Origin of the sequence: Pedobacter sp. BS3 (genome assembly GCF_008274585.1) — a bacterium.
GTDB lineage: Bacteria > Bacteroidota > Bacteroidia > Sphingobacteriales > Sphingobacteriaceae > Hufsiella_A.
On record NZ_VTRT01000012.1, the window covers coordinates 20099 to 39385 of the forward strand.

The window sequence follows — 19287 nt, forward strand, 5'->3', positions numbered from 1 at the left end:
GAAGGCTGGAAGGTGGAAGGCATAGGGCGCTTAAACCCTCTACCTTCTACCTTTATACCTTCTACCTCAATTAATCTAACGTAATATCTAAACCTAAACCTCTCAATTCATGAACCAATACGTTGAATGATTCAGGAACAGACGGTGTCGGCAGATTCTCGCCTTTAACAATGGCTTCGTAAGTTTTGGCCCTACCGATAACGTCATCCGACTTAACGGTAAGTATTTCCTGAAGGATATTTGCTGCACCGAATGCTTCGAGCGCCCAAACCTCCATCTCACCAAAACGCTGACCACCAAACTGCGCTTTACCGCCCAACGGCTGCTGGGTAATGAGCGAATATGGCCCGATAGAACGAGCGTGCATCTTATCGTCAACCATGTGGCCTAATTTCAGCATATAGATAATACCTACGGTAGTCGGTTGGTCAAAACGCTCGCCGGTCAAACCATTGTACAGGTAAGTTCTTCCCGATGCAGGGATACCGGCTTTTTCTACCCACGCTTCTACTTCATCGTGCGAAGCACCATCAAATATCGGGGTTGCAAATTTCACGCCCAGTTCTTTACCTGCCCAGCCCAGAACAGTTTCATAGATCTGTCCAAGGTTCATCCGCGAAGGTACACCCAGCGGATTCAGCACAATATCAACCGGTGTTCCATCTTCCAGGAACGGCATATCTTCATCACGTACAATACGGGCAACAATACCTTTATTACCGTGACGTCCGGCCATTTTATCACCTACACGTAGTTTACGTTTTTTAGCGATATATACTTTGGCCATTTGTACAATTCCTGAAGGCAGCTCATCACCTACGCTGATGGCAAACTTATCACGTTTGTAAGCTCCCAACTCCTCATTCAGCTTGATGTTATAATTATGAAGCGTCATCTTGATCAGCTCATTCTTATCCTCATCAGTTGTCCATTTGGTTGGGTTGATGTTGGCAAACTCAAGCTCTGAAAGAATCTTCTGCGTAAACTTCACGCCCTTAGGTACAAGCAGCTCTTTGTAAACATTGTATACACCCTGAGAGGTTTTACCATTTACAATATTGAACAACTTATCCAGTAAGGTATCTTTCAACTGCTTAAGCGCTTTCTCATGCTTAACATCCAGCTTATCCAGTTGTGCTTTTTCTTCGGCCTTTGATGTTTTCTTGGCACGGGAGAACAGCTTGGTATCAATAACAACTCCACTGATAGAAGGAGGAGTTTTCAACGAAGCGTCTTTTACATCGCCTGCCTTATCACCAAATATGGCACGCAGTAGCTTTTCTTCCGGCGAAGGATCAGACTCTCCTTTCGGAGTGATCTTTCCGATCAGGATATCGCCTTCCTTAACATCAGCACCAATGCGGATGATACCGTTTTCATCAAGGTCTTTTGTGGCCTCTTCAGAAACGTTCGGAATATCCGGGGTCAGCTCTTCTTCACCACGTTTGGTATCGCGTACCTCAAGCTCAAATTCCTCGATATGCAGTGAGGTAAAGATATCCTGACTAACAACACGCTCAGAGATCACAATAGCATCCTCAAAGTTAAAGCCCTGCCATGGCATGAACGCCACTTTCAGGTTTCTTCCCAATGCCAGCTCGCCATCCTGTGTTGCATAACCTTCGCATAACACCTGCCCTTTTACAACCTGCTGTCCTTTACGAACAATAGGTTTCAGGTTAATACAGGTACTTTGATTGGTCTTTTTGAATTTGGTTAAGCGGTATGATTTTACCTCGTCATCAAATGATACCAGCACGTCATCAGAATTACGCTCATAGCGGATACGGATCTCATTGGCATCAACGTATTCAACCACACCTTTGCCTTCGGCATTGATCAGCGTACGCGAATCGCGGGCAACAGGGCCTTCCAAACCGGTTCCAACAATCGGCGCTTCAGGACGTAACAATGGTACTGCCTGACGCTGCATGTTTGAACCCATCAGGGCACGGTTAGCGTCATCGTGCTCTAAGAACGGAATGAGCGATGCGGCAATAGAGGTGATCTGGTTTGGCGCAACGTCCATTAAATCCAGTCTTTCCGGCTCAATAACCGGGAAGTCACCCGCATAACGTGCTTTTACACGTGGGGTGATAAAGTTACCTTTATCATCGTATTCGGCATTTGCCTGTGCAATGGTTTTACCATCTTCATCTTCCGCCGAAAGGTAAATTACCGGTTCTTCAACCATTACCCGGCCGTTTTCTACCTTGCGGTACGGCGTTTCAATAAATCCTAAGTTATTGATCTTGGCATGTACGCAAAGCGATGAGATCAGACCAATGTTCGGACCTTCGGGCGTTTCAATGGTACACAAACGACCATAGTGCGTATAATGAACGTCACGAACCTCAAACCCGGCACGCTCACGCGACAGACCGCCTGGCCCTAAAGCTGAAAGACGACGCTTGTGCGTAATTTCTGCCAGCGGGTTGGTTTGATCCATGAACTGTGATAACTGGTTTGTTCCGAAGAACGAGTTGATCACAGACGACAAGGTACGTGCATTGATCAGGTCGGTTGGTGTAAACACCTCGTTATCACGAATGTTCATACGCTCACGGATAGTACGGGCCATACGGGCCAGACCTACGCCGAACTGAGCATATAATTGCTCGCCAACGGTACGTACACGACGGTTTGACAAGTGGTCAATATCGTCAACCTCGGCCTTAGCATTGATCAGCTTGATGAGGTATTTAACAATGGCAATGATATCGTCTTTTGTTAATACTTTGATCTCATCAGGCGTATCCAGCTTCAGCTTCCGGTTAATACGGTAACGGCCTACATCACCCAGATCATAACGTTTGTCTGAGAAGAACAAACGCTCTATGATACCGCGTGCTGTTTCTTCATCAGGTGGTTCGGCGTTACGTAACTGACGATAGATGTGCTCTACCGCTTCTTTCTCTGAGTTGGATGTATCTTTTTGTAATGTATTATAGATGATAGAATAATCTGCATTGTTAGCCGCATCTTCTTTAGTAAGAATAATGGTTTTAACACCTGCATCGATAATCATATCAATATGGTCATCTTCTAAAATAGTTTCCCGTTCAAGGATGATCTCGTTACGATCAATAGAAACTACCTCGCCGGTATCTTCGTCTACAAAATCCTCAACCCATTTTTTCAATACCCTGGCGGCAAGCTTACGGCCTACATACTTTTTAAGGCCTGATTTGCTTACTTTTACTTCATCGGCAAGCTCAAATAATTCAAGGATATCTTTATCTGAATCATAGCCGATAGCACGCAACAGCGTAGTTACGGGGAATTTTTTCTTACGGTCGATGTAAGCATACATCACGTTATTCACGTCTGTAGCAAACTCGATCCAGGAACCTTTGAACGGGATAACACGGGCAGAATACAGCTTTGTTCCGTTGGTGTGACGGCTCTGGCCGAAAAATACGCCCGGCGAACGGTGTAATTGTGACACAATAACACGCTCAGCCCCGTTAACCACAAAAGTTCCTTTGGGTGTCATGTACGGGATAGTTCCCAGGTAAACATCCTGAACAATGGTTTCAAAATCCTCGTGCTCCTCATCATTACATGATAAGCGCAGTTTCGCTTTCAACGGAACACTGTAGGTCAGCCCTCTTTCAATACACTCCTGTATATCGTAACGCGGAGGGTCAATAAAATAATCCAGAAACTCTAAAACGAAGATGTTTCTTGAATCGGAAATCGGAAAGTTTTCAGAGAAAACTTTGAACAAGCCTTCCTGATGGCGGTTATCTGAAGTTGTTTCCAACTGGAAAAACTCCCTGAAAGATTCTAACTGTACATCCAGAAAGTCAGGATAATCAATTACCTTCCTGCTGGTTGCAAAATTTATTCTTTCGTTACTCTGATTTTTATTTGCCAATGGATTTATGATTTTAGCTTAATAAATAAACTGATAACTTGTTTATCCGCTCGTGGAGGCGGAATTGTAAGTCAAACAAACATAGATGTATACAAACGCCAATAGACTCCGGCGAAAACCGGAGTCTAAGGGTTATGATTTATTGAATATTAAGAACTTACTTAATTTCAACAACAGCTCCTGCTTCTTCTAATTGTTTTTTCAGGGCTTCAGCTTCGTCTTTAGCAACACCTGCTTTTAATTCTTTAGGTGCACCGTCAACTAAATCTTTAGCTTCTTTCAGACCTAAACCGGTTAAGTCTTTTACTAATTTAACTACAGCTAACTTCTGGCCACCAGCTTCTTTTAAGATTACATCAAAAGTGCTTTTTTCTTCAGCAGCAGGAGCTTCAGCAGCACCACCTGCAGCAGGTCCAGCAACAGCTACTGCAGCAGCAGCAGGCTCAATACCATACTCATCTTTTAAGATTTGAGCTAACTCGTTAACTTCTTTTACTGTTAAGTTTACTAACTGCTCAGCAAACGCTTTTAAATCTGCCATTTTATTTAAATTTTTAAAAAATTACTAATTTGTTTTAAATGTTCGGACTTTCCAGGTGTCCGTTAACCTCTTTCCTGTAATGTTTTAACCAAACCTGCAATAGTGCTTCCGCCTGATTTAAGGGCGCTAACCACGTTCTTAGCAGGCGACTGCAATAAGCCGATGATCTCTCCGATAAGTTCCTCTTTTGATTTCAGGGTTGCCAGAGCATCTAATTGTTTATCGCCGATAAACAATGCAGAGTCAATGTAAGCACCTTTCAGAACAGGTTTATCGCCGGTTTTACGAAGCTCCTTAATTAATTTAGCAGGAGCATTGGCTACGGATGAGAATAAAATGGTTGATGAACCTTTTAACACACCATTAAGCTCGGGCGAATCTACTCCGGCAGCTTCCAACGCTTTACGAATAAGCGTATTTTTTGCTACCTGAATGGCTATACCGTTTTCGAAAAACTTACGACGGATAGTGTTGACCTGCGCCACAGTTAAGTCGGCAGTATCAGTAATGTAGAAATTACCGTACTCTTTGATCCGTTCAGTTAACTCCTGAACTATTTCAAATTTTTCTTCTTTTCTCATGACTTAGATCCCCGCTACTGTTTTAGTTTCAACTTCTATTCCGGGACTCATTGTTGAAGACATGTGAATGCTTTTGAAATAAGTTCCTTTTGCAGCCGATGGTTTTAATTTAGAGATGGTTTGAATAACTTCTAACGCATTCTCATAAATTTTATCTGCCGGGAATGATACTTTCCCGATTGAAGCATGAATGATACCTGTTTTGTCGACCTTGAAATCTATTTTACCGCCTTTTACATCAGTTACTGCCTTACCTACTTCGGTAGTTACAGTGCCTGATTTAGGGTTTGGCATCAGGTTACGCGGACCTAATATACGGCCCAGGCGTCCTACTTTTGCCATCACACTTGGCATGGTAATAATGATATCAATATCAGTCCATCCACCTTCTATTTTAGCAATATACTCATCCAAACCTACGTAATCTGCACCGGCAGCTTTAGCTTCTTCTTCCTTATCAGGAGTTACAAGCGCTAAAACCCGCACAGTCTTACCAGTACCATGAGGCAGCGTTGCAATACCACGTACCATTTGATTGGCTTTACGCGGATCTACTCCCAGGCGTACATCAATATCAACTGATGCATCGAACTTGGTGGTAGTTACTTCTTTAACCAAAGCCGCAGCTTCTGATAAAGAGTATGCTTTTCCTGCTTCAAGTTTGGAATGTGCCTTTTTCTGATTTTTTGTTAATCTAGCCACTTCTTAAACTGATTTTGAGTTAATTAATTATTCCAGGGAGCTGTACCGCTAACGGTAATTCCCATACTACGAGCTGTACCAGCCACCATTTTCATGGCAGACTCTACTGTAAATGCGTTCAAGTCGGGCATTTTATCTTTTGCAATAGCCTCAACCTGTTCCCAGCTTACACTGGCAACTTTTTTACGGTTTGGCTCGGCAGAACCACTTTTTTGTCCTGTTGCTTCCAATAGCTGGATAGCAACCGGAGGGGTTTTAATGATAAAATCGAAAGACTTATCAGCATACACAGTAATTACAACAGGCAGCACTTTACCTGGTTTGTCTTGGGTACGGGCATTAAACTGCTTGCAAAATTCCATAATGTTCACACCCTTAGCACCTAATGCAGGTCCTACCGGCGGAGACGGATTTGCGGCGCCACCTTTGACTTGTAATTTTACTAACGCACTGACTTCTTTTGCCATTTTAATTTACTTTGTTTTATTACTCAATGTTAGTAAGTTGGAAGCTATGTAACATTTAAGATTTTATAGTTCAGATATTTAGATGTTAGACATGAGATGTTAGACCAAGGTCTCATATCTCAAATCTGTTATCTCACATCCTACTCTTTTTCAACCTGCATATAATTCAGCTCAAGCGGGGTTCTTCTTCCGAAGATCTTAACCATTACCTTAAGCTTTTTCTTTTCTTCGTTTATTTCTTCAATAACACCGGTAAAGCCGTTAAACGGACCATCCATTACTTTGACATTTTCACCAACGTAATACGGTACGTTCATCATTTCGCCCTGCTCGCTCATCTCGTCTACCTTACCCAGTATACGATTTACCTCTGCCGCACGCATGGGAACAGCGTTACCGCCTTTATCACCTAAAAAGCCGATTACACTATTTATATTTTTGATGATATGCTCAAGCTCACCGTCTAAAGCGGCTTCTATCAGCACATATCCCGGATAGTAGTTGCGCTCTTTGGCAATTTTTTTACCATCACGCATCTGGTAGTATTTCTCCATAGGTATTAATACCTGCGGCACCAGATGCGAAATACCCAGCCGGTTTACTTCTGCTTCTATATACTGTTTAACTTTCTTCTCTTTTCCGCTAACAGCCCTTACAACATACCATTTCAATTGCTCGCTCATGTTCCAGGTATTTTAGCCAGCCAGTGATTTATAAAACAATTCCAGTAAGCCTCCTGCCGATCTGTCCATAGCCAGTATGATCAAAGCAATGATAGCAGATGCTATTAAAACTACTACGGCAGAGCTTTGAAGTTCACGCCAGGTTGGCCAGGTGACCTTTTGAGTCATCTCGGTATATGATTCTTTTATAAATTCTACTACGTTAGCCATTTATTTTAGCTTAAGCACGGGCACAAGGATTCGAACCCTGATCAAAGGTTTTGGAGACCTCTATTCTACCATTGAACTATGCCCGTGTATCAATCTTTTTAAAACGAACCCTGATCAAATGTTTTGTCCCGAGTGCTCGGGATATCTGCCATTGAACTATGCCCGTATATATTTACAAAGTACTCAGAGTATTTTCTGAGTACTTTGTTATATATTTTTTGTCCCTTGGGGGAAGCAAAAATTATTTCAGGATTTCAGTTACCTGACCTGCACCTACGGTTCTGCCACCTTCACGGATAGCGAAACGCAGACCTTTTTCCATCGCTATAGCGTTGATCAGTTTTACAGTGATCGTTACGTTATCGCCAGGCATAACCATTTCTACACCGTCAGCAAGTGTGATCTCGCCAGTTACGTCTGTAGTACGGAAATAGAACTGAGGACGGTATTTGTTAAAGAACGGAGTGTGACGACCACCTTCTGCTTTTGACAATACGTAAACCTCTGCTTTGAACTCGGTGTGAGGTGTTACTGAACCTGGTTTACAGATAACCATACCACGACGGATATCGGTTTTCTCAATACCACGTAACAATAAACCTACGTTATCACCAGCTTCACCACGGTCAAGAATTTTACGGAACATCTCAACCCCGGTTACAGTTGATTTCAGGTTTTCTGCACCCATACCCAGGATATCTACCGGATCACCTGTGTTGATCACGCCACGCTCAATACGACCTGTAGCTACAGTACCACGACCAGTGATTGAGAATACGTCTTCAACCGGCATCAGGAACGGAAGATCAGTCAGACGCGGAGGAATTGGAATGTAGCTATCTACAGCATCCATCAATTCCATAATTTTAGCAACCCATTTCGGATCACCGTTCAAACCGCCAAGAGCTGAACCTTGAATTACAGGGATATCATCGCCAGGGAATTCATAGAATGATAATAATTCACGGATTTCCATTTCCACAAGCTCTAACAGCTCAGGATCGTCTACCATGTCTACTTTGTTCATGAAAACAACCAAAGCAGGTACACCTACCTGGCGAGCTAACAGGATGTGCTCGCGGGTTTGAGGCATCGGGCCATCAGTAGCGGCAACCACCAGGATAGCACCGTCCATCTGGGCAGCACCGGTAACCATGTTTTTCACATAGTCAGCGTGTCCCGGACAGTCAACGTGTGCATAGTGACGGTTAGCGGTTTGATATTCAACGTGAGCTGTATTGATAGTGATACCTCTTTCTTTTTCTTCAGGAGCTGAGTCGATTGAATCGAAAGAACGTGCTTCAGATAATCCTGCATCAGCCAGTACTTTTGTAATAGCGGCAGTTAAAGTTGTTTTACCGTGGTCAACGTGACCGATTGTACCGATATTTAAGTGCGGCTTACTGCGGTCAAATTTTTCTTTTGCCATTTTGTATACTTATTAGTAGGTTAATTTTATATTACTTGTTTTTGATATTACGTTTTCCTGAGCCAATGATGGGACTTGAACCCATGACCTCTTCCTTACCAAGGAAGTGCTCTACCGCTGAGCTACATCGGCTTTTATCTACTTGCAGTTTAATGTTACCCGTTTCAAAATAAAAAACTGCAAACGGCATACTGCCGACTGCCAACTAAATTTACCGAGCGGAAGACGAGATTCGAACTCGCGACTTATAGCTTGGAAGGCTATCGCTCTACCAACTGAGCTACTTCCGCTTTTGATTTAAGATTCCGGATCTACGATCTCAGATTTGCAATCCGGCCAATCGTAATTCGTAAATCCTTACATCTACAATCTTCTGTGGGGAGAGAAGGATTCGAACCTTCGTAGCCGAAGCAACGGATTTACAGTCCGTCCCATTTGACCGCTCTGGTATCTCCCCATCGTTTGATTTCAGATGTACGATTTTAGATTTACGAATTGATCGTAAATCGTAATTTTACAATCTAAAATAAACTGAGCCCCCTGCCGGGATCGAACCAGCGACCTACTGATTACAAGTCAGTTGCTCTACCAGCTGAGCTAAGGAGGCTTTTATGTTTTGTACAATCTTATTTAAGAACTTACCTGAAGCACATTTACACCTGTGCGAAAGGGACTGCAAATCTACAAAAATTAAACCCTGTACAAAATTTTTTTGAAAAAAAATTCGGCAGGCAAAAACCTGCCGAATTACACGCATAACTTAGTATGTTGACATCCTGATTTTTACAGGGAATTTACTTCATTAACCAATATATCTTTATGGTTACTTGCTTTGATCCGGGCTTTTGTTTTGTGCTTATCTACCTGTTTTTTTAACGATTCTATAGCAAGATCGGTTGCTTCTTCAAACGTTTTACATTGCTCTTTGCTAAAAAGCTGCGAGCCCGGTATCGTCAGCTTGATCTCTACAATCTTATTTTCTTCTTCTTCGGTATTCTGCAATTTTAAATACACTTCGCCACTGATAATACGATCAAAAAACTGATCCAGCTTGTCGGCTTTTTTCTGAATGAACTCTAATAACTTTTTGTCTGCGTCAAAATGGATAGACTGAACACTAATTTTCATAATTGCCTCCTTGTTTTAAGCCTTTGGATGGGCTTGTTTATAGATTGATTTTAAACGTTCGGCTGTGTTATGGGTATATACCTGGGTTGCCGCCAAACTTGCATGCCCAAGTAACTCTTTAATAGCATTGATGTCTGCACCTTTATCCAGCAGGCTGGTTGCAAACGTGTGTCGTAAAACGTGCGGGCTTTTCTTATCGGCGGTTGATATGTATGACAAGTACTTTTTCACGATACGATAAACGAAATTCGGATAAGCAGCGCTTCCTGAATCTGTAACGATCAGAGCCTGTGTTTTGTTATCAAAATTCTGCTTTTTTTTCTCGTTCAGGTATTGCTTCAACAAAGCAATGACAGATATGTGCAAGGGGATGATCCGCTCTTTACTACGCTTACCAAACACCTTGACCATACGACCGTAAAAATCAATACTTTGTTCCTGCAACGAGGTCAGCTCGGACAGGCGCATGCCCGTTGCGAATAGCAATTCGATAATTAAACGCTCACGTACACCCTTAAAGCTATCATCAAACGTTTGGGCATTATCCAGCAGCACGGTGAGCTTATGATCATCAACCACCACGGGCAGGCGTTTGGGCGTTTTAATAGCTTTGACTAATGCAGTGGGATTTTCTGTTATCAGGTTTTCCTTTTGCAAGAATTTAAAGAGAGAACGCAGTGCCGATAGCTTCCTGTTGGCTGTTTTAGCACCGTTGGCTTCTATTAAGGTAACCAGCCACGAGCGTATATGCCGGTGCTTAACAGCATCCAGGCTAACTTCTATACTGGTAAGGTAGGTATTGAACTGGTCAAGATCGTGTTTATAGGCCGTAAGTGTATGAGGAGATACCCTTTTTTCAAATTCCAGGTAACGAATAAAACGCTCTATAAACATCAAAAACTACTTATATATCCAGCAAGTGAATATACAAATAGTTTTTAATAAAGAAATTTATATCGATTAAATTACGTCCTGATTGAGGCCTTGTTTGTAGATGGCTTTTTTAACCACGTTTCTGCGGGCAACCGATTTCTTTTCAAAGGCCTGACGACTGCGCAGTTCTCTTAATACGCCGGTTTTTTCAAATTTCTTTTTGAAACGCTTCAATGCCTTGTCTAACGATTCGCCTTCTTTAACGTTGATAATGATCATATCTTTAATACCACCTTTCTTTTTAAAATTTTTACGGGCTGCAAATGTAATATTAATTTATGAAACTTACAAACGTGTTGATAGTGATTAGTTGTTAGTTGTTAGTTGCCGGGGCAGAGTTAAGGCGTCAGCTTACAAAGCTGTATTATTTCCGCTATTTATTATGCCATACATGTTTTTGAAAAGCACTTGCAGTAGTTCATCGGCAAAGATAGTCCTGCCATCCGCTGTAGCCCTCATTACATTCGGGGCTGTCGCTCCTGTCAGGTTTAGCCTGGTTAGGACAATGCTCCTATTACCTTTCTGAGACTTTGACAACTTTTAGAAAGTTGTCAAAGGTAGCGGACTAAAAATAACGCAGCCAGCGTTCAGAACGCTGGCTGCGTTGCTAATTCCGATAAAACCCTGCTACAGGCGACTACCGAGCTTTGCGCCTGACGGAGAAAATTTCGCAAGTTTAACTTTTCTTTATTATTGTTTCAGGCAGTAAAGATGACGACTACGCTATTTAGAAATCACCTTTAAAAACTACGCCGACCTGCTTTACTACCGGGAGCCACTTTATCCATAGACAATACCGGCTCAACTTTTACCACTTTAAACTCGGTACGCCGGTTTAGCTGGTGCTCTTCCTTAGAACAGGCCACGCCATCTTTACAACGGTTGATCAGCTCGGTTTCGCCCAGGCCCACCGATGTCAGGCGTTGCTGCGCTATACCGGCATGATTTAAATAATTTACCGCGGAAGCAGCCCGCTTTTGCGATAACCACAAATTATATGTCGCCGGGCCTCTTGAATCGGTATGCGAACGTATCTGAACATTAACATCCGGAACCTGGTTCATAAAGTCAACTACCCTATTCAGTTCAGGAACAGCATCTTTGCGGATATCCCATTTATTAAAATCGTAATAAATATTGTTCAGTCGAACGATGAATGTATTTTTAACGCGTTCAAGCTCAAATTTCACATCGTAAATGGTAGATTGCTTCACTCCTTTGGTGCTGATACGGCCTATCTGCCGGGCATAATATTTTTCTTTATCGCCGGTTACCATGTAATCCATATCCGCTTCCAGCTCAAAATTAAAGTGACCCAGAGCATCAGATACCTTGCTTACTTCCTTACCCGTAGCCTGGTTAACAAGCACGATGTGAATATCTTCCAACGGCATTAAAGTTTCTTTATCTACCACCAGGCCGTTTACGGCAAGTACCGGTTTTTGTGGCGCCGGTTTAACTACACGGAACCGGTAAATATCATCTAAGCCTTTGCCGCCTTCACGGTTGGAAGATAAATAACCGGAATCATCATTGGTAAACCATATCCCAAAATCATCTTTAGGCGAATTATACGGCGCTTTCAGGTTTTCGGCTACCGAGAATGTAGTATAAGCGCCATCTGCTGAAAACAGGTCAAGCCCACCCATGCCCAGGTTCCCTTCTGACGCAAAATAAAATTTCCCGTCTTTGCGTACATACGGGAACGCTTCATCTCCTGTTGTATTAATATTTGCCCCGCAGTTTTTCGGAGCGCCCCAGGTACCGTCCGCATTTTTCTTAGCGGCATAGATATCCATTCCGCCATAGCCGCCAGGCATATCAGATGCAAAATATAATATAGTACCGTCCGGCGATAAAGCCGGATGCTGAACAGAATAATCGCGGCCATTTCCGAATAATATTCGCGGTGTTTGCCAGGCGCCATTCTGTTTAACAGCCATATATATGGCATTTTTCACTACAACCAGGCTCTCCCGCTTGCGGTTGGCAGGCAGATCTGTGCGGGTATAGTATAAGGTATCGCCACTGGCGGTAAATGCACAGGGACCGTTATGATACTTCTCGTTTACAGGCTTGGGCAACGGAACAACGGTGTTTTCCATGCCGGTTAAACCTGCCTGGTAGATCTTAAGATAAGGATTGCCCGTCCAGCCGTAAATAACATCTTTACGGTTGTACTTCCCTATCGAAAACAGCCTGTCTGATATAAAATAAAGCGCATTGTTTAACACCACGGGAGAAAAATCGGAGTATTCTGAATTTACAGACAGCTCATTTTCAATGCGTACGTTCCTGTCGGGATTTTCGGCCCAGGTTCGGGCCATATCACAGGCATTGGCCATTACCTGCGCCTCTTTTGCTTGCTGAGGCACATGCTCACCGTATAACAGATAATTGTTTTTAGCCTCGGTATATTTGCCGTTTTGCTTCAGCATATCGGCATAATACTTATAGTTTACCGGATCAAATCCCTTAAAGGTCAGCACCCGTGCATACGCAGCCTCGGCATGCTGCGAGTCATTCATATAATTATAGCAGCTGGCAATTTTCTGGGCGATCTCCAGCGAAGGCTGCTTTGTCATGAGCTTCTCGTAGATATCCAGGGCAAACTTAAAATCGTATTTTTCGTAATATTTATTTGCTTTTTCGATATCGTCAGAGAAAATATTCTGCGGGAAAAAGTAGGCAGCAAAAACTATCGTAATAACAAGTAAAGATTTATATCTCATGCAAACATCCTTAAAAATACCGGGGCGTAAGAAGTGCCGTCCCCGCTTTTTTCCCGTTTAATGTAAAACCCACCGAAATTTCGTGTGTACCGTTGGAGTAATTGGTCAATGCAGACAACGAGTAATCGTATGCATACCCTAATCTGAGATTTTTGGCCACAAATACTTCCAATGCACCTACTAACGAATTTTGCTGAAAATTAGCAACATTCAAATTGCTTTTTTTCCACAAATTAACACCGGCCCGGTATGAGGCTCCCAGCCACACCGTTTCCTTTAACAGGAAAAACGTACTGACATCGATATTGGTGGGACTTTTTGTGTCTTCGCGTATCAGCAGCGAAGGTTTAAATTTAACATCATCGCCAATATCCGCCAGGTATCCGGCGCCTAAAAAATAATGCCTGCCCTGCCGGGCAATGGTATTGTTAGAGCCATCCCGGTAATTAATGGCATGCGATAACAGGTTTACCACAGAACCCTGCACATAAAACCGGTCGTTATTATAAAATACGCCAAATTTAGCGTCCGGGCTAAAATACGTTTGATGCCCGTTTGTAAAGTTGGGATCATCGGCTTCATCAACTACAGCCTGCCGGGCATTTAATACATATTCCGTAACACCGATTGCCAGCCCAAACGATAAACGGGCATTATCATCACTCACTGGTAAACGATAGGAATAGTCAACAAAGGCCGAGGTCTGACGCTGAAAGCCTATTTTATCATTAATAAGCGATAAACCTAAGCCTACCCGTTTTTCATTAAAGAACGCTCCGTCGGCTATGAACGATTGTGTGTTCGGCGCCCCGTCTATACCCGTCCATTGATTGCGATGCAGCAAACTGAGATTGATGGTTTCCTTATATCCCGCATAAGCCGGGTTAATAACCAGCATATTGAACATATACTGGCTGTACTGCGGATCCTGCTGTGCAAGCGCTTTTAAACCGGTACCGATAAAAAGACATATAACGAGCAAACGGTTCATATCAGTTTTTCTTTATCATGGTAATAAAGCCCTTATAGGTCTTCAGTTCGCCGTTTATAGTAGCCTTAAGCACGTAAAAGTAAGTACCCGAGTTCAGGTTTCCCCCATCCCAGGCTTTCGCCGATGAATAGCCTTTGGACTTAAAAACCTCATCGCCCCAGCGATTAAAAATGGTCAGCTCGTTATCCGGATACTGGTCAATATTTTTAATCAGCCAGGTATCATTTTTGCCATCTCCATCAGGCGAAAAGCCGTTAAAAAAGGAGAGTGCACCGTTATTATTGTTATTCCCAGGATTGGTTATGTTCTTTGTGCTGGCAAACGTAACGGCTACATGGTCAAGCGGCTGTAAGGTGCTCAGCAACAGGTTGCGGTTTAAATTATCGCCAAATGAGCCTGATTCTGCCGTACCGGGAAACGACTTGCTCCACAAACCATTTAACCGGCTCACGAGCATATCAAAATCACCATCGGCATTGGTATCCTGATAAAAACGGATATCCGCTGAAGCGATACCCGAATGATAATTAAGCACGTAATAGTATTTATCAAATACGGTACCGACATCAGCCATTTTCTGTTCACGGCTTTCCGGTTCCGCGTTTACAAAAGACGCCGAATAATAACTGTCACCGGTTTCGCGAAGCGAGATACTGAGCGGCCTGTAGCGGGTTATTCCGTTTTGTATAGAACCGAACGGGTAAACGTACGGGTTACCGTTCCGAAGCTTTCTCTTCAAATACCCACCTTCGTCTGTACTGATGATTCCCGAGGCCCGTGTTAAGCTTCCGGCATCGTCATCAGATAAGGTTAATGTATACTGTTTGGTTATTTTCAGCTCAGCATCATTCAAATGCAGGTAACCGGCTACCGTGGCATTTGCAGCAAGTGTTTTAACCGCGTTATTCAAAAGTACTACATTCGGTAATGATACGGCATTCTCGCCGGCCATTACCTGATTATCTCCGGCATATTGAACCAGACCGTCAGAACGGTTATCAAAGATCCGGGAGCCAGCATCTTTATTGAGCATATCGCCGGTAATAACCAGCTTACCTTTATGATATATTGAATCAGAATGTGCGCCAGCTGCAAGCTGGGTGTATGAGCCGTCAATGTATAACAAGCCGTCTGTTGCGATGAACAGTTTACAGCCATTATTCGTCACCTGCGCCTGCGACCGAACGGCACACGCATAACAAAAAAGAAATATAAGGACTGTAATATTCCGCATTACTGAATTACTACAATATGGTATGTCATGGAAGCAGGATCCTTAACGGTGCTGCTGGCATTGAAGAATTTCACTTCAACAGTACCTGCTGCCGATACCCGGCAATAGGAAATGATCACCCCGTCGGGCAAAGCAACATCCGGCGATACCGTAACCACCGGTTTAAGACCGATTGATGCACCGGAAACCGCAAAAGTCTGTATAGAGGCTTCCCCTGCCGGGATAGCCGGAACATCCTTAACCACCGAAGCCTTGAGCACATTGGTTATTACTGAGCCGCCCTGTCCCAGGATGACATCGCCATTCACATGCAGCTTAGCGCCCGGATTGGATGTGGCTATACCTACATTCCCGGTAGATTTTACCCGCATGCGCTCGGTGCCCTTGGTTCCCACTACAAAATCCTTCTCATCCCGCGTGCCAATATAAGTTCCGCCTGTACCGCTGGCAGCCGGAGTGGTAGCGCTGTTACCCGTTAACAACCAACTGTCTGAACTGCCGCCTGATTTCAGGTTGGCAACCAGTTGCCAGCCGCCGGTAGTTTTAGTATATACATCAGCGGTCAGGTTATCCAGGTAATAATCGCCGGTTATGCCTAACGTTTCTACAGGCGAGTTACTATCGGTATACCATTTGGCGCCATTTTCTCCGGGGTCTCCCTTCTCGCCTTTTTCTCCCTTGTCGCCCTTATCACCCTTTGCTCCGGCGGGGCCGGCCGGGCCAGCTGGGCCCGGAGGTCCGACCAGGCTTGATGCATCGGTCGACAGATCCGTCCATTTATTATCCAGCCAGTAGTTGAATTTATTTTTATCTGTATTATAGATGAGTAAGCCGTTTATGCCGGTATTAGTAACACCATCGGCCTGAAGGCTGTTACGCTGAAGCTCTGTTAACCGCGGAATCAACAGGCCCTTGGCCGTAGAATATATATCGAGTATTGCTTTGCTGTTAGGTGTTTCTGTACCAATGCCTACAGCGCCTGTCTGAGCATGCACACGCATACCCGTAAGTATAAAAACCAGCAGCATGCATTGAAATATAACCGGCTTTACAGGCGCAGCACCTCCTATTTTGCCAATATTTTTTCTCATAAATTATTGTACTGTTATTCTGTGTGGAAACCTAATAACTTTATTACCCATCAGTATAAATAATTAATACCAGGCATTAATACCGCATTAGCCCCTAAAATGTTACATTTTTCTTCACTTTGGTTAAAAACAGTAGGCTGTTAGCTATAAATACCTTAATTTAGCCGGATTATCAAACTTCAATAATGACTACAGACATCAAACATTTAGAAAGCATTGCCAGTCAGGTACGCAGAGACATTGTGCGCATGGTTCATGGCTGCCAATCAGGGCACCCGGGCGGCTCATTAGGATGCGCTGACTTTTTTGTAGCTCTCTACTTCCATGTATTAAAACACAACAAAAACTTTAACATGGACGGTATTGGCGAAGACTTATTTTTTCTCTCTAACGGGCATATATCACCCGTGTGGTATAGCACATTAGCCCGTGCCGGCTATTTCCCGGTGAGCGAGCTTGCTACCTTCCGCAAGATAGATTCAAGATTGCAGGGACACCCCACCACCCATGAACATCTTCCGGGCATACGCATTGCCTCCGGTTCATTAGGCCAGGGATTATCGGTTGCCATTGGCGCTGCACTGACCAAAAAGCTGAATAACGATCCTCAACTGGTATTTTCTTTGCATGGCGATGGTGAATTACAGGAAGGACAAATATGGGAAGCCGCGATGTTTGCCCCGCACAATAAAGTGGATAATCTGATCTCAACTATCGATGTGAACGGACAGCAAATAGACGGGCCGACAGAGAAAGTTTTATCGCTGGGAAGCCTGCGAGCTAAATTTGAAGCCTTCGGCTGGGATGTACTGGAAATGAACGGTAACGACATGACCGATATTATCCGGGTACTTGAGCTCGCTAAAAGCAAAACCGGTAAAGGCAAACCGATCTTAATACTGATGCAAACTAATATGGGTCATGGTGTTGATTTCATGATGGGATCGCACAAATGGCACGGTGTTGCTCCAAATGACGAGCAACTGGAGCTGGCCCTCGGACAATTAGAATGTACTTTAGGAGATTATTAATTCATATCTTATTGCGTCGTGCCGTTGTTTAGAACCAATTGGCAATACGCAATACCGCAATTTGCAACTAATGAAAAAATATACATATACAGAAAAAAAAGATACCCGTTCAGGCTTCGGCGCCGGCTTACTGGAAGCCGGTAAGAAAAACAGCAATGTGGTGGCCCTATGCGCCGATCTGGTTGGCTCATTAAAAATGAATGATTTTATTAAAGAGTTCCCGGAGCGTTTTATACAAACAGGAATTGCAGAGGCCAACATGATGGGCATTGCCGCGGGCATGACCATTGGCGGTAAAATTCCCTATACCGGAACGTTCGCCAACTTTTCTACCGGTCGTGTGTACGACCAGATACGCCAGTCAATAGCCTACTCTGGTAAAAACGTAAAAATATGCGCTTCGCATGCCGGTTTAACCCTGGGTGAGGACGGCGCTACACACCAGATACTGGAAGATATCGGCTTAATGAAAATGCTTCCGGGTATGACCGTGATCAACACCTGCGATTACAACCAGACCAAAGCGGCCACCATTGCCATAGCCGATTACGAAGGTCCGGTATACCTCCGCTTTGGACGACCTGTTATCCCGGTATTTACCGACCCTGATCAGAAATTTGAAATTGGCAAAGCCTGGATGGTGAACGAAGGTACCGATGTGAGCATCTTTGCTACCGGTCACCTGGTATGGAAAGCCATAGAAGCCGGTGAAAAACTGGCAGAGATGGGTATCAATGCCGAGATCATCAATATACATACCATTAAACCGCTTGATGAGGAGGCCGTACTGAAATCGGCCGCTAAAACCGGCTGTGTGGTTACCGCCGAAGAGCATAACCGCCTGGGTGGCCTGGGCGACAGTATTGCCCAGGTGCTGGCAACACACCTGCCAACACCACAGGAATATGTTGCTGTGAATGATTCGTTCGGCGAAAGCGGTACGCCAGACCAGCTGATGAAAAAATATGGGCTGGAAGCCGATAACATCGTTGAAGCCGTGCAAAAAGTAATGAAGCGTAAAGCATAAACGTTAAAACAAAAACGTCCCGTATACTTTTAACCTATACGGGGCGTTTTAACAAACCATGCAGATAGAGGACGCTGACATACTTGAAAAATTCCAGAATGAACGCACACGGAATGAGGCGTTCAACCTTCTCCTAAAAAAATACCAGCAAAAAATCTATTGGCACATCCGCCGCCTGGTCATAGACCATGACGATGCTGATGACCTGGTGCAGGAAGTATTTATCAAGGTATGGAAAAACCTTTCCGGCTTCCGTAATGATTCGCAATTATATACCTGGATCTATCGCATTGCCACCAACGAATCCATTACCTTTCTGAATCGTAAAAAGCAGCGGAATAACATCCCGCTGGAAGATATTAATCCCGAGCTGGCAGGATCATTAAGAGCCGGCAGCTATTTTAACGGTGATAAAGCCCAGATGAAACTGCAGCAGGCCATACTGACACTGCCCGACAAACAACGGCTGGTGTTTAACATGAAATACTTCGACGACATGAAATATGAGGATATTTCTGCCGTACTCGGAACCAGCGTAGGAGCCCTGAAAGCCTCTTTTCACCTGGCCGTAAAAAAAATAGAGCAATACCTGCTCAGTAAAGATTAAACCTTTGGCATCCAAAACTA

General features: G+C 43.8%; 18 protein-coding genes and 5 tRNA genes. 3 read left to right on the forward strand and 20 right to left on the reverse strand.

Going from position 1 to position 19287, the window contains the following annotated elements; genetic code table 11:
- Positions 1-70: 70 nt before the first annotated feature.
- The 20 genes from rpoB to FW774_RS19720 all read right to left on the reverse strand — a co-directional run bounded on the left by rpoB (position 71) and on the right by FW774_RS19720 (position 16602).
- Entirely contained in the window at positions 71-3880 is a 3810-nt protein-coding gene (gene rpoB, locus FW774_RS19625) for a DNA-directed RNA polymerase subunit beta (protein ID WP_149350148.1), read from the reverse strand.
- Positions 3881-4037: 157 nt separating this feature from the next.
- Positions 4038-4421 carry a 50S ribosomal protein L7/L12 gene (gene rplL / locus FW774_RS19630; protein WP_149350150.1) on the reverse strand — a complete coding sequence of 128 codons (384 nt, stop codon included), beginning with the start codon at positions 4419-4421 and terminating at the stop codon, positions 4038-4040.
- A gap of 62 nt (positions 4422-4483) precedes the next feature.
- Complete coding sequence (rplJ, locus tag FW774_RS19635; protein WP_149350152.1) at positions 4484-5002, reverse strand: 50S ribosomal protein L10; 519 nt, start codon at positions 5000-5002, stop codon at positions 4484-4486.
- Between the two features lie 3 nt (positions 5003-5005).
- The gene (gene rplA / locus FW774_RS19640; protein WP_149350153.1) at positions 5006-5704 is read right to left on the reverse strand and encodes a 50S ribosomal protein L1; all 699 of its coding nucleotides are present in this window, start codon (positions 5702-5704) and stop codon (positions 5006-5008) included.
- A gap of 23 nt (positions 5705-5727) precedes the next feature.
- Positions 5728-6171 carry a 50S ribosomal protein L11 gene (rplK, locus tag FW774_RS19645; RefSeq protein WP_149350155.1) on the reverse strand — a complete coding sequence of 148 codons (444 nt, stop codon included), beginning with the start codon at positions 6169-6171 and terminating at the stop codon, positions 5728-5730.
- 140 nt (positions 6172-6311) lie between these two features.
- On the reverse strand, positions 6312-6854 hold the full coding sequence (nusG, locus tag FW774_RS19650; RefSeq protein ID WP_149350157.1) for a transcription termination/antitermination protein NusG: 543 nt from the start codon (positions 6852-6854) through the stop codon (positions 6312-6314).
- A gap of 12 nt (positions 6855-6866) precedes the next feature.
- Positions 6867-7064 (reverse strand): preprotein translocase subunit SecE, encoded by a 198-nt coding sequence (secE, locus tag FW774_RS19655; protein WP_149350159.1) that lies wholly within the window; start codon positions 7062-7064, stop codon positions 6867-6869.
- Between the two features lie 15 nt (positions 7065-7079).
- Positions 7080-7150, reverse strand: a tRNA-Trp gene (locus FW774_RS19660).
- A 155-nt stretch (positions 7151-7305) separates the two neighbouring features.
- The gene (tuf, locus tag FW774_RS19665) at positions 7306-8493 is read right to left on the reverse strand and encodes an elongation factor Tu (RefSeq protein ID WP_149350161.1); all 1188 of its coding nucleotides are present in this window, start codon (positions 8491-8493) and stop codon (positions 7306-7308) included.
- A 60-nt stretch (positions 8494-8553) separates the two neighbouring features.
- A tRNA-Thr gene (locus FW774_RS19670) sits at positions 8554-8625 on the reverse strand.
- Positions 8626-8710: 85 nt separating this feature from the next.
- Positions 8711-8783: transfer RNA gene (locus FW774_RS19675), tRNA-Gly, on the reverse strand.
- Positions 8784-8869: 86 nt separating this feature from the next.
- A tRNA-Tyr gene (locus FW774_RS19680) sits at positions 8870-8950 on the reverse strand.
- A 77-nt stretch (positions 8951-9027) separates the two neighbouring features.
- A tRNA-Thr gene (locus FW774_RS19685) sits at positions 9028-9100 on the reverse strand.
- Between the two features lie 176 nt (positions 9101-9276).
- Complete coding sequence (hpf, locus tag FW774_RS19690; RefSeq protein ID WP_149350163.1) at positions 9277-9621, reverse strand: ribosome hibernation-promoting factor, HPF/YfiA family; 345 nt, start codon at positions 9619-9621, stop codon at positions 9277-9279.
- Between the two features lie 15 nt (positions 9622-9636).
- Positions 9637-10515 (reverse strand): tyrosine-type recombinase/integrase, encoded by an 879-nt coding sequence (locus FW774_RS19695; protein ID WP_149350164.1) that lies wholly within the window; start codon positions 10513-10515, stop codon positions 9637-9639.
- A 66-nt stretch (positions 10516-10581) separates the two neighbouring features.
- Positions 10582-10773 carry a 30S ribosomal protein S21 gene (gene rpsU, locus FW774_RS19700; protein ID WP_149350166.1) on the reverse strand — a complete coding sequence of 64 codons (192 nt, stop codon included), beginning with the start codon at positions 10771-10773 and terminating at the stop codon, positions 10582-10584.
- Between the two features lie 521 nt (positions 10774-11294).
- The gene (locus FW774_RS19705; protein WP_149350168.1) at positions 11295-13286 is read right to left on the reverse strand and encodes an OmpA family protein; all 1992 of its coding nucleotides are present in this window, start codon (positions 13284-13286) and stop codon (positions 11295-11297) included.
- A 10-nt stretch (positions 13287-13296) separates the two neighbouring features.
- Positions 13297-14277, reverse strand: coding sequence for a type IX secretion system membrane protein PorP/SprF (locus tag FW774_RS19710; protein WP_149350170.1), 981 nt, complete (start codon positions 14275-14277; stop codon positions 13297-13299).
- 1 nt (position 14278) lies between these two features.
- A complete protein-coding gene (locus tag FW774_RS19715; RefSeq protein WP_149350172.1) occupies positions 14279-15511 on the reverse strand; it encodes a gliding motility-associated C-terminal domain-containing protein in 1233 nt (410 codons plus the stop codon).
- Positions 15511-16602, reverse strand: coding sequence for a hypothetical protein (locus FW774_RS19720; protein ID WP_149350174.1), 1092 nt, complete (start codon positions 16600-16602; stop codon positions 15511-15513). The genes FW774_RS19715 and FW774_RS19720 overlap by 1 nt, the downstream gene beginning before the upstream one ends.
- 185 nt (positions 16603-16787) lie before the next feature.
- Between FW774_RS19720 and FW774_RS19725 the strand changes: the two genes are divergently transcribed.
- The 3 genes from FW774_RS19725 (at position 16788) to FW774_RS19735 (ending at position 19267) form a co-directional block, all read left to right on the forward strand.
- On the forward strand, positions 16788-17633 hold the full coding sequence (locus tag FW774_RS19725) for a transketolase (protein WP_149350176.1): 846 nt from the start codon (positions 16788-16790) through the stop codon (positions 17631-17633).
- A gap of 70 nt (positions 17634-17703) precedes the next feature.
- Complete coding sequence (locus FW774_RS19730; RefSeq protein WP_149350178.1) at positions 17704-18660, forward strand: transketolase family protein; 957 nt, start codon at positions 17704-17706, stop codon at positions 18658-18660.
- A 58-nt stretch (positions 18661-18718) separates the two neighbouring features.
- Positions 18719-19267 (forward strand): RNA polymerase sigma factor, encoded by a 549-nt coding sequence (locus tag FW774_RS19735; RefSeq protein WP_149350180.1) that lies wholly within the window; start codon positions 18719-18721, stop codon positions 19265-19267.
- Positions 19268-19287 lie beyond the last annotated feature (20 nt).